Raw genomic sequence first — 13286 nt, forward strand, 5'->3', positions numbered from 1 at the left:
TCTTCACCTCGCCAGGAGCAATGCATGACCTTCAAACGTTTGATGACGGCGCTGACTTTCGCGGCGGCTGGCGTGACTGTCGGCAATGCCTGTGCCGCCGTCGACCCGGCAATCAAGCCCTATGTCAAAACCAGTGGGGTCTCCGGGAATCTGTCCAGCGTGGGCTCCGACACACTGGCCAACCTGATGACGATGTGGGCCGAGGCCTACAAGAAAGAATACCCAAGCGTGAACATCCAGATTCAGGCCGCCGGCTCTTCGACAGCGCCGCCCGCATTGACTGAGGGCACTGCGACCCTGGGGCCCATGAGCCGCAAGATGAAAGACGGCGAATTGTCGGCCTTCGAGCAGAAGCACGGCTACAAACCGACGGCGATTCCCGTAGCGGTGGATGCGTTGGCAGTGTTCGTTCACAAGGACAACCCGATCAAGGGCCTGACGCTGCAGCAGGTCGACGCGATCTTTTCCGCCACCCGGCTGTGCGGCGCCAGAACCGATGCAAAAACCTGGGGCGATGTGGGCGTGACGGGGGATCTGGCCGGCAAGGCCATCCAGTTGTTCGGGCGTAATTCGGTTTCCGGCACCTACGGTTATTTCAAGGAAGTGGCGCTGTGCAAGGGCGACTTCAAACCCAACGTCAACGAACAGCCCGGCTCAGCGTCAGTGGTCAGCTCCATCAGCAATTCGCTGAACGGCATTGGCTACTCGGGCATTGGTTATAAAACGTCCAGCGTGCGAACCGTACCCCTGGCGAAAAAAGAAGGCGGCGAGTTCGTCGAAGACAACGAAGCCAACGCGCTGAATGGCACCTACCCACTGGCGCGCTTCCTTTATGTCTACGTCAACAAAGCGCCGAACAAACCGTTGAATCCGCTTGAAGCCGAGTTCGTCAAATTGATCCTGTCAAAACAAGGTCAGGAAGTTGTCATGAAAGACGGGTACATTCCGTTACCAGCCAAGGTCGCTAGCAAAGCCTTGGCTGATCTGGGGCTACAAGAACGGTAGCGAGCACGCTGCCCAGACAACCCTGAAGCGGGGTGACAGGTTCGTCCCGCCACAAACGACAAAGGCCTTATGGAACGAGGCTCGCAGAACACTGAACAGTCCGTTGCCCCGATTCAGGGGCGGCGGGCTTTTTTGCGTCACCTCGCTGTCATGTATTTGTCATACACAGCGGCTACGGTGTGCGCATGAATGATTTGGCCAATTCATCAATGACCGAAAACCCCCGTCCCGGGCGCATCGATTTCAATGCGCCCGAGCTGCAACGCAAGCGCAGGATCCGTGCGCTCAAAGACCGTCTGACGCGTTGGTACGTCTTAGTCGGTGGTCTTGCCGTGTTGGCCGCCATCACGTTGATTTTCTTCTATCTGGCTTACGTCGTTGCGCCGTTGTTCCAAGGGGCGAAACTGACGCGCAGCGATGCTCAAACGCCTGCCTGGCTGCAGGATGCCGGCAAGCCGATGGTATTGGCCATCGAAGAGCAGAATCAGGTCGCCATGCGCGTGTCCGACAAGGGCGAAGCGCTGTTTTTCCACCTCAAGGACGGCGGCGAGATTTCCCGAATGGCTTTGCCGATCCCTGCTGGCGCGAAAGTGACGTCGGTGGCACAGGATCAGCCCGGCAAGCCTTTGATCGCGGTTGGCCTGTCCAACGGCCAGGTGCTGGTGTTCAAGCACGCTTACCCGATCAGCTATCCCGACAGCAAAAAAACCATCACCCCCACGATTACCTATCCCTACGGCGAGACGCCGCTGGTGCTGGACGAAGGGAGGCGGGCGATCGAGCACGTCAGTCTGAAGGCGAGCGACACCACCCTGATTCTGGCCGGCGCAACCGGTCCCCAGCTGCACGTGTTGTCGCTGACCCAGTCTGAAAACCTGATGACGGGCGAAACGACTCGCGAGCAGAACCGAATCGAGCTGCCGCAGCTGTCGGCGGCCGTTAAAGCCATCTACGTCGACCCACGCCAGCAGTGGCTTTACGTGATCAATGGTCGCGCGCTGGTGGATGTGTTCGACCTGCGGGATCGCACGTTGAACGGCCGCTACAAACTGCTTGAAGACGCCGATGCCGAAACTACCGCGAGCACGCAACTGGTCGGTGGCGTCTCTCTGGTGATCGGCAGTTCCCGAGGCAATATCGCGCAGTGGTTCATGGCGCGGGACGTCGATGGCGAGATGCATCTGCAGCACATTCGGGATTTCAAAATGAGCGGCGCACCGATCTCCCTGATCACCGCCGAGCAACGCCGCAAGGGCTTCATCGCCATGGACACCTCCGGCAAGCTCGGTGTGTTCCACAGCACCGCTCACCGCACGCTGCTGATCGACCCGATTGCCAGCGGCCCGGCCGTGATGGGCTTGTCGCCGCGGGCGGATCGCATCGTCGTTGAGGACAGCGGCAAGCTGCTGCCCTTGAGCCTGAAAAACCCGCACCCGGAGATTTCCTGGAGCGCCCTGTGGGACAAGGTCTGGTACGAAAACTACGACGAACCCAAATACGTTTGGCAATCCACCGCATCCAACAGTGATTTCGAGCCCAAGCTCAGCCTCGCACCCCTCACTTACGGCACGCTCAAAGCCGCGTTCTACGCCATGCTGCTGGCCGCACCGATTGCCGTCGCTGCGGCGATTTACACCGCTTACTTCATGGCGCCGCGCATGCGCCGCAAGGTCAAGCCGATCATCGAGCTGATGGAAGCGATGCCGACGGTGATTCTCGGGTTCTTCGCCGGGCTGTTTCTGGCACCGTATCTGGAAGGGCATCTGCCGGGCATCTTTAGCCTGCTGATCTTTACCCCCATCGGCATCTTGTTGGCAGGGTTCGGCTGGACGCGCTTGCCTGACTCGATTCGTCTGCGGGTGCCCGACGGTTGGGAAAGCGCGATTCTGATTCCGGTCATTCTGCTGATTGGCTGGGTCTCACTGAGCATGAGCCCGCACTTGGAAAACTGGTGGTTCGGCGGCGACATGCGCTCGTGGATCACTAACGACCTGGGCATCACCTACGATCAGCGCAACGCACTGGTGGTCGGGATCGCCATGGGCTTTGCGGTCATCCCCAACATTTACTCGATCGCCGAGGACGCCGTGTTCAGCGTACCGCGCGGTCTGACGCTCGGCTCACTGGCCCTCGGCGCCACGCCGTGGCAGACGCTGGTTCGGGTGGTGATCCTCACGGCCAGCCCGGGGATTTTTTCTGCGCTGATGATCGGCATGGGGCGCGCCGTCGGCGAAACCATGATCGTGCTCATGGCCACCGGCAACACGCCGATCATGGACATGAACCTGTTCGAAGGCATGCGCACGCTCGCGGCCAACGTAGCGGTGGAGATGCCCGAGTCGGAAGTGGGCGGCAGTCATTATCGCGTGCTGTTCCTCGCCGCCCTGGTGCTGCTGATGTTCACATTTGTCATGAATACCTTGGCGGAGCTGATTCGTCAGCGCCTGCGCAAGCAGTATTCGTCTCTTTAGGGCAGGTTGAAACCGATGAAGCAGACCTCCCTCAAGCGATGGTTCAACAGTGGCGCCCCCGGCGTCTGGCTGAGCGCGGGCGCGGTGTCTATCGCGGTGATCATGACCATCGGCCTGCTGGCAGTGATCGCCGTGCGCGGGCTGGGACACTTCTGGCCCGCCGATGTGATTTCCGCCCAATACGACGTTCCCGGACAGGAAAGCCACGTGCTGGTGGGCGAGCTGGTTCAGTCTGAACAAGTGCCGCGCGCCAGGCTCAAGGCCGCCGGGTTGCCAGTCCCTGATCGGGGGCCGGAGTTCATGACCCGCGATCTGTTCAAGGTCGGCAACCGGGACATCAGCCCCAGCGATTTTAACTGGGTCATTGGCGAGTGGCTCAAGGACCCGCGCAAGCCAGCAGAATTGATGACCCTGGAGCGCCGCGAGTGGGGCAACTTTTACGGCTATCTGGTCAACGTCAAGGAAGACGGCAAAGTCGTCGCGCAAGGCGAAGCCGCATGGCCGCAACTGCAGGCGCGTATCGAGCGCGTGCAGGGGATTTCCGATCAGCTGGATGACCTGGAAAAGGGCGAGATCGGCGCGATCAACCACGGGATCGAGCGGCTGCGTCTGCGAGCGCGCAAGCTTGAGCTGAACGGCGAACTCGACGCAGCGGCCCAAGCCGACATGGCCACCGAGCGTGCCGAATACGACGCCCGCTACAAAGACGTCGAGTCGCGGCTTGGCGCGTTACACGCCGAATACAATCGTGACAGCCTGACGGCCCGTGACGCCAACGGCAAAGAAATCGAGATCAGCATCGGCAAGGTGGTTCACGCGTATCAACCCAACGCCATGGGCACGATGACCAAGCTGGGGTTCTACTTCCAGAAGCTTTGGGAGTTCCTCAGCGACGACCCGCGCGAGGCCAACACGGAGGGCGGGATTTTCCCGGCTATCTTCGGCACCGTGATGATGACGCTGATCATGGCCGTCATCGTGACGCCCTTTGGCGTGCTCGCGGCCGTGTATCTGCGTGAGTACGCACGTCAGGGCGTGATGACACGCTTGATCCGCATCGCCGTGAACAACCTCGCGGGCGTTCCGGCGATCGTCTACGGCGTGTTCGGGCTGGGCTTTTTCGTTTACGTGCTGGGCGGTTCTCTGGATCAACTGTTCTTCCCCGAAGCCCTGCCGGCGCCGACGTTCGGCACGCCCGGCCTGCTCTGGGCGTCGTTGACTCTGGCGCTGCTCGCCGTGCCGGTGGTGATCGTCGCCACCGAAGAAGGCCTGGCGCGCATCCCGCTGACGCTGCGCGAGGGCTCGCTGGCCCTGGGCGCGACCAAGGCCGAAACCTTGTGGAAGATCGTTCTGCCGATGGCCAGCCCGGCCATGATGACCGGCCTGATTCTGGCCGTGGCACGGGCAGCGGGTGAAGTGGCGCCGCTGATGCTGGTGGGTGTGGTCAAGATGGCGCCGTCGTTGCCGCTGGACGGCAATTACCCGTACCTGCACCTTGATCAGAAGATCATGCACCTGGGTTTCCATATTTACGACGTCGGTTTTCAAAGCCCCAACGTCGAGGCCGCGCGCCCGTTGGTGTACGCCACGGCCCTGCTGCTGGTGCTGGTGATTGCGCTGCTGAACCTCTCGGCGGTGACGATTCGCAACCGCCTGCGCGACAAGTACAAGGCGTTTGAAGACTGAGTCAGCGACAAGCTTCAAGCTTCAAGCGGCGAGCTGAAAAGCCGCATACCGTATCAGCACCACATTTGCAGCTTGCGGCTAAAGGCTTGCAGCTACGAACGGAGAGAGACCATGCAACACGAACCCCACGCCCACGGCATCAACATGTCGGCCCTGGGTCGCAAGCGCCAGGTGCTGGATCTGGCGAACGAAGCCGTTGCGCTGGAAGTGCCGGGGCTGGATCTCTTCTATGGCGAGAAGCAGGCGCTGTTCGACATCCGGATGAACATCCCGAAACAACGCGTCACCTCGTTCATCGGGCCGTCCGGCTGCGGCAAGTCCACGTTGCTGCGCACCTTCAACCGCATGAACGATCTGGTGGACGGCTGTCGCGTTCAGGGCGAGATCAAGCTCTATGGCCACGACATCTACACTAAAGGCGAGGACGTCGCCGAGTTGCGTCGCCGGGTCGGCATGGTCTTCCAGAAGCCCAATCCGTTCCCCAAGACCGTTTATGAAAACGTGGTTTACGGGCTGCGTATTCAAGGCGTGAACAAGAAGCGCGTGCTCGACGAAGCCGTCGAATGGGCGTTGCGCGGCGCCGCACTGTGGGACGAGGTCAAGGACCGCCTGCATGAGTCGGCGCTCGGACTTTCCGGTGGTCAGCAGCAACGTCTGGTGATCGCCCGCACCATCGCCGTCGAACCTGAAGTGCTGCTGCTCGATGAGCCGTGCTCCGCGCTCGACCCGATTTCGACCCTGAAAGTCGAAGAGCTGATCTACGAACTGAAATCCAAATACACCATTGTGATCGTTACCCACAACATGCAGCAGGCCGCGCGCGTGTCGGATTACACCGCGTTTCTGCACATGGGCAAGGTGGTCGAGTACGGGGACACCGATACGTTGTTCACCAATCCGACCAAAAAGCAGACTGAAGACTACATAACCGGTCGTTACGGCTAGCACGTGTTTCGTCAGCCTTGAACCACCGCGCAATCAATCGGACGGACACTCATGATCAAAGACAGCCATACACATCACATCTCCCAGCAGTTCAACGCTGAACTGGAAGAAGTTCGCAGCCACCTGCTGGAAATGGGTGGTCTGGTCGAGAAGCAGGTCAACGACGCCGTTACCGCGTTGATCGAAGCCGACTCGGGCCTGGCCCAGCGAGTGCGCGAGGTGGACGACCGCATCAACCAGATGGAGCGCAACATCGATGAAGAGTGCCTGCGCATTCTGGCCCGTCGTCAGCCTGCTGCCTCCGACCTGCGTCTGATCATCAGCATCTCCAAGTCGGTCATCGACCTTGAGCGTATCGGCGATGAGTCCACCAAGATCGCCCGCCGTGCGATTCAGCTGTGCGAGGAGGGTGAGTCGCCGCGCGGTTACGTCGAAGTGCGCCATATCAGCGATCAGGTGAGCAAGATGGTGCGCGATGCACTGGACTCGTTCGCTCGTTTCGATGCCGATCTGGCGTTGTCCGTTGCGCAGTACGACAAAAATATCGACCGCGAGTACAAGACGGCGCTGCGTGAGCTGGTCACCTACATGATGGAAGATCCGCGTTCGATCTCCCGCGTGCTCAATGTGATCTGGGTGCTGCGTTCGCTGGAGCGCATCGGTGACCACGCGCGGAATATCTCCGAACTGGTCATCTACCTCGTGCGCGGTACCGACGTTCGCCACCTGGGCCTCAAGCGCATGCAGGAAGAAGTCAAAGGTCTGACCGCCGAAAGGATTAATGTTCTGGACGCGCCTGACGATAAATAAGATTGCCTGAGAAAAAACGCCTGGCGACCGCCGGGCGTTTTTGTTTCTCCGGTCTGCCCGTATTTTTTCAAGTCACCCGCGAATAAAAGTCCCGGTGTCGTCAAACAGTTTGGCAGCTGGCCGCCCGCCAGCGAATGCTCGCCTTTGCGGTGAACACGCCATCAGGAGCGTCGATGAGTAAAGTCAGTGTATTGGTGGTGGATGACGCACCGTTCATCCGTGATCTGGTCAAGAAAGGACTGCGCAACGCGTTTCCAGGCGTCGCGCTGGAAGACGCCGTCAATGGCCGCAAGGCGCAAGTGCTGTTGAGCCGTGAAGTGTTCGATCTGGTGTTGTGCGATTGGGAAATGCCCGAAATGTCCGGGCTGGAATTGTTGACCTGGTGCCGCCAGCAGGAAAACCTGAAGACCATGCCGTTCATCATGGTCACCAGCCGTGGTGACAAGGAAAACGTCATCCAGGCGATCCAGGCCGGCGTATCGGACTTCATCGGCAAGCCGTTCACCAACGAACAACTGCTGACCAAGGTCAAAAAAGCGCTGCACAAGGTCGGCAAGCTCGATGCCTTGATGTCCAGTGGTCCGGCCCGCGCCAATGCGGCGTTTGCCAATGACTCGCTCAGCGCTTTGACCGGTAATCGCCCTGAGGTCGTCAATACGGCACCCGCTGCTTCGGCGGCATCGCAGGCGGCTCAGCCTGCGGTCCAGCCAATGGCCAAGGCTGCTCCAGCCGCTGCACCGACGGGTCGTGGTCAGGGTCAGTTGCGTCTTCCGAGCGGGAACCAGCCCTGTGTGATCAAGGCGCTGACGCTCAAGGAAGCGTCGCTGCTGGTCCGCCGTGGCGAGGTGCTGCCGCAGATCCTGGAGAGCGCCGTGCTCGATCTGGAACAGGGTGAAAACGCCGAGGTCGCGCGTCTCAACGGCTATCTGCACGCGATTGCCGCCTTCGAGCAGAAGCCCGACAGCGACTGGCTGCAGGTCACTTTCCGCTTCGTCGACAAGGACACCCAGAAGCTCGATTACCTCTCGCGCCTGATTGCCCGTGGCACTGCGCAGAAGCATTTCGTGCCGGGTGCCTGATCCGCTGCCACGTCAGGGGTGCTGATTTTCCGGCGAGTGCTCACTATGTGGGAGCAACCGGGGTGGTGCTCCACCTTGCTCGCGAAGAGACCGGTAAATCCGCTAAATTTGCAGCGGCCGGGAGTCCATCTTCGCGAGCAAGCTCGCTCTCACGCTACCTAGCATAGAATTTGCAATTCCGATCGCGCCCCATGCTGACGCGATTTCCTTGACGCTTCGTCTATTACCGATTGATTCGGATGAGTCCAATTGCGTCGGCATCGCTGTTAGGCTGGGCGCCAATCGTCCACTCACCAGGTCTATCCCGATGTTAGAGCGCGTGCTGGTTGTCTGTGCCTTACTGCTGGCGACGCAGACCGCCGGGGCAGTCACGATCTATCGGTTCACCGATGCCAATGGCGTGGTGTCGTTTACCGACCAGCCCGTGCGTGGCGCGCAAGTGATGAAGCTTCGCGAGCGCATGGTCGAGCGCATCGACAGCCAGGTGCGCCTGAGCGTCAAGAAAGCCAATGGCAGCGACAGCCTGTACGTGCGAAACGACCTTTACGCACCCGTGGAAGTCGAGCTGCGTCTGGCCGGGGTGAAGAACGTGGTGGGGGTGTCCGACCAAGTCATTCGCCGCACCATCGCGGCGCGCAGCAACGAACGCCTCATCGCCCTCAGCCCGCAAGTCGCCAGCAAGGCCATGACCTACAAGCCCAGTCTGCGATCGATCGTTGGCGACCCACAGCGGGGCGTCTCGGCGAGTGGATTTGCCTATCGCTATCCGTTGCCGTGGGTGGGCGGGCCGTTTCGCATCAGTCAGGGTGCCAACGGGTCCTACAGCCACATAGGTGCCAAGAGCCGCTATGCGATCGACATTGCCATGCCTGAAGGCACGCAAATCATCGCTGCGCGAGGCGGTACTGTGATCAAAACCGAAAATGCCCAAACTGGCCGAGGCGCCAATCCGTCCGGCAACTTCGTGCGCATCCTGCACGACGACGGCACGATGGGCGTTTATCTGCATTTGCAGCAGGGATCGGTGAGCGTCAAGGAAGGCCAGCATGTGGCAGTGGGCGCGCCGCTCGGGCGCTCCGGCAACACCGGCAACAGCACCGGCCCGCATTTGCACTTCGTGGTGCAGCGCAATGTCGGGCTGGCGCTGGAGTCGATCCCGTACGAATTCTCGCAACCGGTCCAGAGCCTGCCCAACTTCGCGATTGGCGGGAATTGATCATCTGCTCTGACGGGCAGTTCAATCCAGCTTGAGCACCTTTGCCAGCACGATCTTCGGGCCTTTCATCTTTTTGATGATGATGCGCAGGCCTTCGACTTCCATGACTTCCTCTTCCTCAGGCACGCGCTTGAGGCTGTCGTAGATCAGGCCTGCCAAGGTTTCGGCTTCCACGTGGTCCAGATCGATGCCCAGCAGGCGCTCGACCTTGAACAGCGGCGTGTCCCCGCGTACCAGCAGCTTGCCCGGCTGATAAGCCAGGATCCCGCGCTCGGCCTTACGGTGTTCGTCCTGGATATCGCCCACCAGCACTTCCAGCACGTCTTCCATCGTCAGATAGCCGATGATCTTGCCGTCAGCTTCTTCAACCAGCGCAAAGTGCGCGCCGCCCTGACGGAACTGCTCCAGCAGACGCGACAACGGCATGTGCTTGGAGACGCGCTCCAGCGGCCGCGTGAGCTCGGCGAGGTTGAAGGACTCGGGAAGGTGATCCAGTGCCGCCAGCTCCAGCAGCAGGTCCTTGATGTGCAACAGACCCACGAACTCGTTGCGGTCTGAGTCGTACACCGGGTACCGGCTGAACTTGTGCCTGCGGAACATCGCGAGGATTTCCTTGAGCGGGGCGTTGAACTCCAGCGAGACCATGTCTTCGCGGGAGTTGGCCCAGTCCACCACTTCCAGTTCGCCCATTTCCACAGCGGAGGCCAGCACGCGCATGCCCTGATCGCTGGGGTCCTGACCGCGGCTTGAGTGCAGGATCAGCTTGAGCTCTTCACGGCTGTAATGATGCTCGTGATGAGGGCCGGGCTCGCCTTGGCCAGCGATGCGCAGAATGCCGTTGGCACTGGCGTTGAGCAGGTAAATGGCCGGGTACATCGCCCAGTAGAAAAGGTACAGCGGCACCGCGGTCCACAGCGACAACAGCTCGGGCTTGCGAATGGCCCAGGATTTCGGCGCCAGTTCACCCACCACGATGTGCAGGTACGAAATCATGAAAAAGGCGCTGAAGAACGACACGCCTTTGACGACTTCAGGCGACTCCACGCCTACCGTCTCGAGCAAAGGGGCCAGCAAGTGCGCGAACGCCGGCTCACCGACCCAGCCCAGACCCAGCGACGCCAGCGTAATACCCAGCTGGCAAGCCGACAGGTAAGCATCGAGCTGACTGTGAACGGTGCGCAGAATGCGTCCGCGCCAGCCGTTGTTGTCGGCGATGGACTCAACACGAGTCGAGCGCAGTTTGACCATGGCGAACTCGGCCGCAACGAAGAATCCGTTGAGCAGAACCAACACCATTGCGAAAAGAATCATGCCGAAATCGGCGAAGAGTGAAGCCAGGCTGATACCAGGGGAAGGGTCCATGATGGGGTTTTGCAGGTTCCGTTTTGAGGTGTGGAATGAAACAAGCCCTCACAATTGGAGGGCACAAGGGACGCAATTTAGCGGCTATCTACAGGCTTGCCTAGGCTTTGGTCATCTGCGCCGGGGCAAAGTTGCAGATAAACACACTGCCCTTGCCGGGGACGCTGTTGATTTCCAGTGCCGCACGGTGGCGCAGCAGCACGTGCTTGACGATCGCCAGGCCCAGGCCTGTGCCGCCGGTGTTTGACGCGCGGCTGGAGTCGACGCGGTAGAAGCGCTCGGTCAGGCGCGGAATGTGTTTGCTGTCGATACCGATGCCGGAGTCCTGCACGCTCAGGTGGGCGCCACGCCCGTCACTCCACCAGCGGACGCGGATCTTGCCTTCAGCCGGCGTGTATTTGACCGCATTGAAGATCAGGTTGGAGAACGCGCTGCGCAACTCCGCCTCGCTGCCCTTGAGGCTGACGTCGCTTTCCAGCTCCAGGGTAATCTGCTGGTTCTTGTCTCCTGACAGGGCCTGAGCATCATTGGTGATGCTTTGCAGCAGCGACGACACGGCCACGGGCTGGTTGTCGGACGGGTAATCGGTGGCTTCCAGCTTGGCCAGCAGCAGGAGGTCGTTGAGCAACGTCTGCATGCGTCCGCCTTGCTGATGCATTTGCTGCAACGCACGGACCCAGCGCGGGTTCACGTCCTCGACGTTATCCAGCAGCGTCTCCAGATAGCCGCAGATCACCGTCAATGGTGTGCGCAGCTCGTGGGACACGTTGGCGACGAAGTCTTTGCGCATCTGCTCCAGCTGGTGCATGCGCGTCACGTCGCGCACCAGCATCAGATGCTCGTTGTTGCCGTAGCGGGTGATCAGCATCTGAATGCGCAGGCGGTCATTGACCGGCGAAGGAATCTCCAGCGGTTCGGCGTAGTTGGCGTGGGCGAAGTACTCCTTGAAGCGCGGATGGCGGACCAGATTGGTTACGGGTTGCCCGCTGTCCTGGGGCGTCTTCAGGCCCAGCAAGGTTTCTGCCGCGCGGTTCCACCATTCCAGGTTGCCGTCGCTGTCGAGCATGATCACGGCATCTTTCAGCGCGGCAGTGGATTCCTGAACACGGTCGATAACTGCTTGCAGGCGGCCACGCACGCGCTGGTCGCGTCGTTGCAGATGGTAAATGCTGTCGAAGACTTCCCCCCACAAGCCATAGCCATCGGGTGGCGGCTCGTCGGGTTTGTGATGGCGAAGCCAGTCATGCAGGCGTAGCAGCTGTTTGAGGGTCCAGGCCAGATACAGCCCCAGACCGATTGCCAGACACCCGCCGTAATGCCCGCTGATCAAACCGGCCAACAGCGAGGCTGTGACCAACATCAGCAAGTGCCGGATCAGGGTGCCATGCCAGTTGTGATTCAATTAACGCGTCCTTGTCTTCAGCGGTCTGAATCGCTGCCAAAAGCGTTTTCAGCTTTTGGTGGAGAAGCGGTAGCCAGTACCGCGGACGGTTTGTACCAGATTTTCGTAAGCCTCGCCGAGGGCTTTGCGCAGACGCCGGATGTGGACATCCACGGTGCGCTCTTCCACGTAGACGTTTCCGCCCCAGACCTGATCGAGCAACTGCCCGCGGGTGTAGGCGCGTTCCTGGTGGGTCATGAAGAATTGCAGCAGGCGGTATTCGGTCGGGCCCATCTCGGCAGGTGTGCCGTCGATGGTCACGCGGTGGCTGATCGGGTCCAGCAGCAGACCGCCCACTTCGATCGGCGATTCGCCATCGTTCGGGGCAGCTCGCCGCAGCACGGCCTTGAGCCGGGCGACCAGTTCGCGGGGAGAAAAGGGTTTGGTGATGTAATCATCGGCGCCGACTTCAAGACCCTGGATCTTGTTGTCCTCCTCGCCTTTGGCCGTGAGCATGATGATCGGGATGTCACCGGTCAGCTCGTCACGCTTCAAACGACGGGCCAGCTCAATGCCGGATGTACCGGGCAGCATCCAGTCCAGCAGGATGAGGTCCGGCTTGCGGTCGACAATCACGGCATGGGCCTGTTGCGAATTCTCAGCCTCAATGCAGTCATAGCCAGCCATTTCCAGCGCGACGGCAATCATTTCGCGTATGGGTGCTTCGTCGTCGACGATCAGAATGCTCCTGCCAGCCATGCCTCGAACCTCTTGTCATTTAACTGTCTTGGGGCGCATTAGATAACGGAATTATTGCAGTCGTGTGACAGGTTAGTTCGCGCTAGGCGTATTCGCCGGTCTAGGGCTAAGCTGGGGACTTGTCCTACAAGAAATGTCCATACAACGACAAACAAGAAGAGGATTCATCCATGGCTAAAATTTCTTCTGCTCTGATGCGCCTTTTGGCGGCAGCAGCGTTGGCATCTTCCGGGATGGCATTCGCTGCCGCGCCCGCGATGACCAGTGACGGCATGCTCACCGACCACAAAGGCATGACCCTTTACACCTTTGATAAAGACACCTCGGCAGGCAAGTCCGTTTGCAACGATCAGTGCGCAACCAACTGGCCGCCGCTGACTGCCATGGCCAGCGACAAGCCTGAGGGCGACTGGACCATTATCAAGCGCGATGACGGTGCTTCGCAGTGGGTTTACAAGGGCAAGCCGCTGTACTTCTTCAAAAGCGATAAGGCCGCTGGCGACAAAACCGGCGACGGCAAGGGCGACGTCTGGCACATCGCCAAGCCATAATCTGATCGCTTAAAGCGCTGC

The 13286-nt window shown here is 60.2% G+C and carries 11 protein-coding genes; 8 read left to right on the forward strand and 3 right to left on the reverse strand.

The window, feature by feature from the left end; genetic code table 11:
* Positions 1–24: 24 nt before the first annotated feature.
* The 7 genes from BBI10_RS09095 to BBI10_RS09125 all read left to right on the forward strand — a co-directional run bounded on the left by BBI10_RS09095 (position 25) and on the right by BBI10_RS09125 (position 9212).
* The gene (locus BBI10_RS09095; protein WP_065988188.1) at positions 25–1005 is read left to right on the forward strand and encodes a phosphate ABC transporter substrate-binding protein PstS family protein; all 981 of its coding nucleotides are present in this window, start codon (positions 25–27) and stop codon (positions 1003–1005) included.
* Between the two features lie 185 nt (positions 1006–1190).
* Positions 1191–3476: an ABC transporter permease subunit gene (locus BBI10_RS09100; RefSeq protein WP_065988190.1), complete on the forward strand. Its 2286-nt coding sequence runs from the start codon at positions 1191–1193 to the stop codon at positions 3474–3476.
* 15 nt (positions 3477–3491) lie between these two features.
* On the forward strand, positions 3492–5162 hold the full coding sequence (gene pstA / locus BBI10_RS09105; protein WP_065988192.1) for a phosphate ABC transporter permease PstA: 1671 nt from the start codon (positions 3492–3494) through the stop codon (positions 5160–5162).
* A 111-nt stretch (positions 5163–5273) separates the two neighbouring features.
* Positions 5274–6107 (forward strand): phosphate ABC transporter ATP-binding protein PstB, encoded by an 834-nt coding sequence (gene pstB, locus BBI10_RS09110; RefSeq protein WP_065988194.1) that lies wholly within the window; start codon positions 5274–5276, stop codon positions 6105–6107.
* A gap of 51 nt (positions 6108–6158) precedes the next feature.
* A complete protein-coding gene (phoU, locus tag BBI10_RS09115) occupies positions 6159–6917 on the forward strand; it encodes a phosphate signaling complex protein PhoU (RefSeq protein ID WP_037016764.1) in 759 nt (252 codons plus the stop codon).
* A gap of 173 nt (positions 6918–7090) precedes the next feature.
* Complete coding sequence (locus tag BBI10_RS09120; RefSeq protein ID WP_065988197.1) at positions 7091–7996, forward strand: response regulator; 906 nt, start codon at positions 7091–7093, stop codon at positions 7994–7996.
* A gap of 307 nt (positions 7997–8303) precedes the next feature.
* Positions 8304–9212: a peptidoglycan DD-metalloendopeptidase family protein gene (locus BBI10_RS09125; protein WP_065988199.1), complete on the forward strand. Its 909-nt coding sequence runs from the start codon at positions 8304–8306 to the stop codon at positions 9210–9212.
* Positions 9213–9233: 21 nt separating this feature from the next.
* Here BBI10_RS09125 and BBI10_RS09130 read toward each other — a convergent pair whose 3' ends face one another.
* The 3 genes from BBI10_RS09130 to phoB form a co-directional block, all read right to left on the reverse strand.
* Positions 9234–10574: a hemolysin family protein gene (locus tag BBI10_RS09130; protein WP_065988202.1), complete on the reverse strand. Its 1341-nt coding sequence runs from the start codon at positions 10572–10574 to the stop codon at positions 9234–9236.
* Between the two features lie 100 nt (positions 10575–10674).
* Positions 10675–11934: a phosphate regulon sensor histidine kinase PhoR gene (gene phoR, locus BBI10_RS09135; RefSeq protein ID WP_244160331.1), complete on the reverse strand. Its 1260-nt coding sequence runs from the start codon at positions 11932–11934 to the stop codon at positions 10675–10677.
* A 90-nt stretch (positions 11935–12024) separates the two neighbouring features.
* Positions 12025–12714: a phosphate regulon transcriptional regulator PhoB gene (gene phoB / locus BBI10_RS09140; protein WP_065988205.1), complete on the reverse strand. Its 690-nt coding sequence runs from the start codon at positions 12712–12714 to the stop codon at positions 12025–12027.
* Between the two features lie 170 nt (positions 12715–12884).
* Between phoB and BBI10_RS09145 the strand changes: the two genes are divergently transcribed.
* Positions 12885–13265 (forward strand): COG4315 family predicted lipoprotein, encoded by a 381-nt coding sequence (locus BBI10_RS09145; RefSeq protein WP_065988207.1) that lies wholly within the window; start codon positions 12885–12887, stop codon positions 13263–13265.
* Positions 13266–13286: the final 21 nt, after the last annotated feature.

It is taken from the genome of Pseudomonas graminis (assembly GCF_001705435.1).
GTDB lineage: Bacteria > Pseudomonadota > Gammaproteobacteria > Pseudomonadales > Pseudomonadaceae > Aquipseudomonas > Aquipseudomonas graminis_B.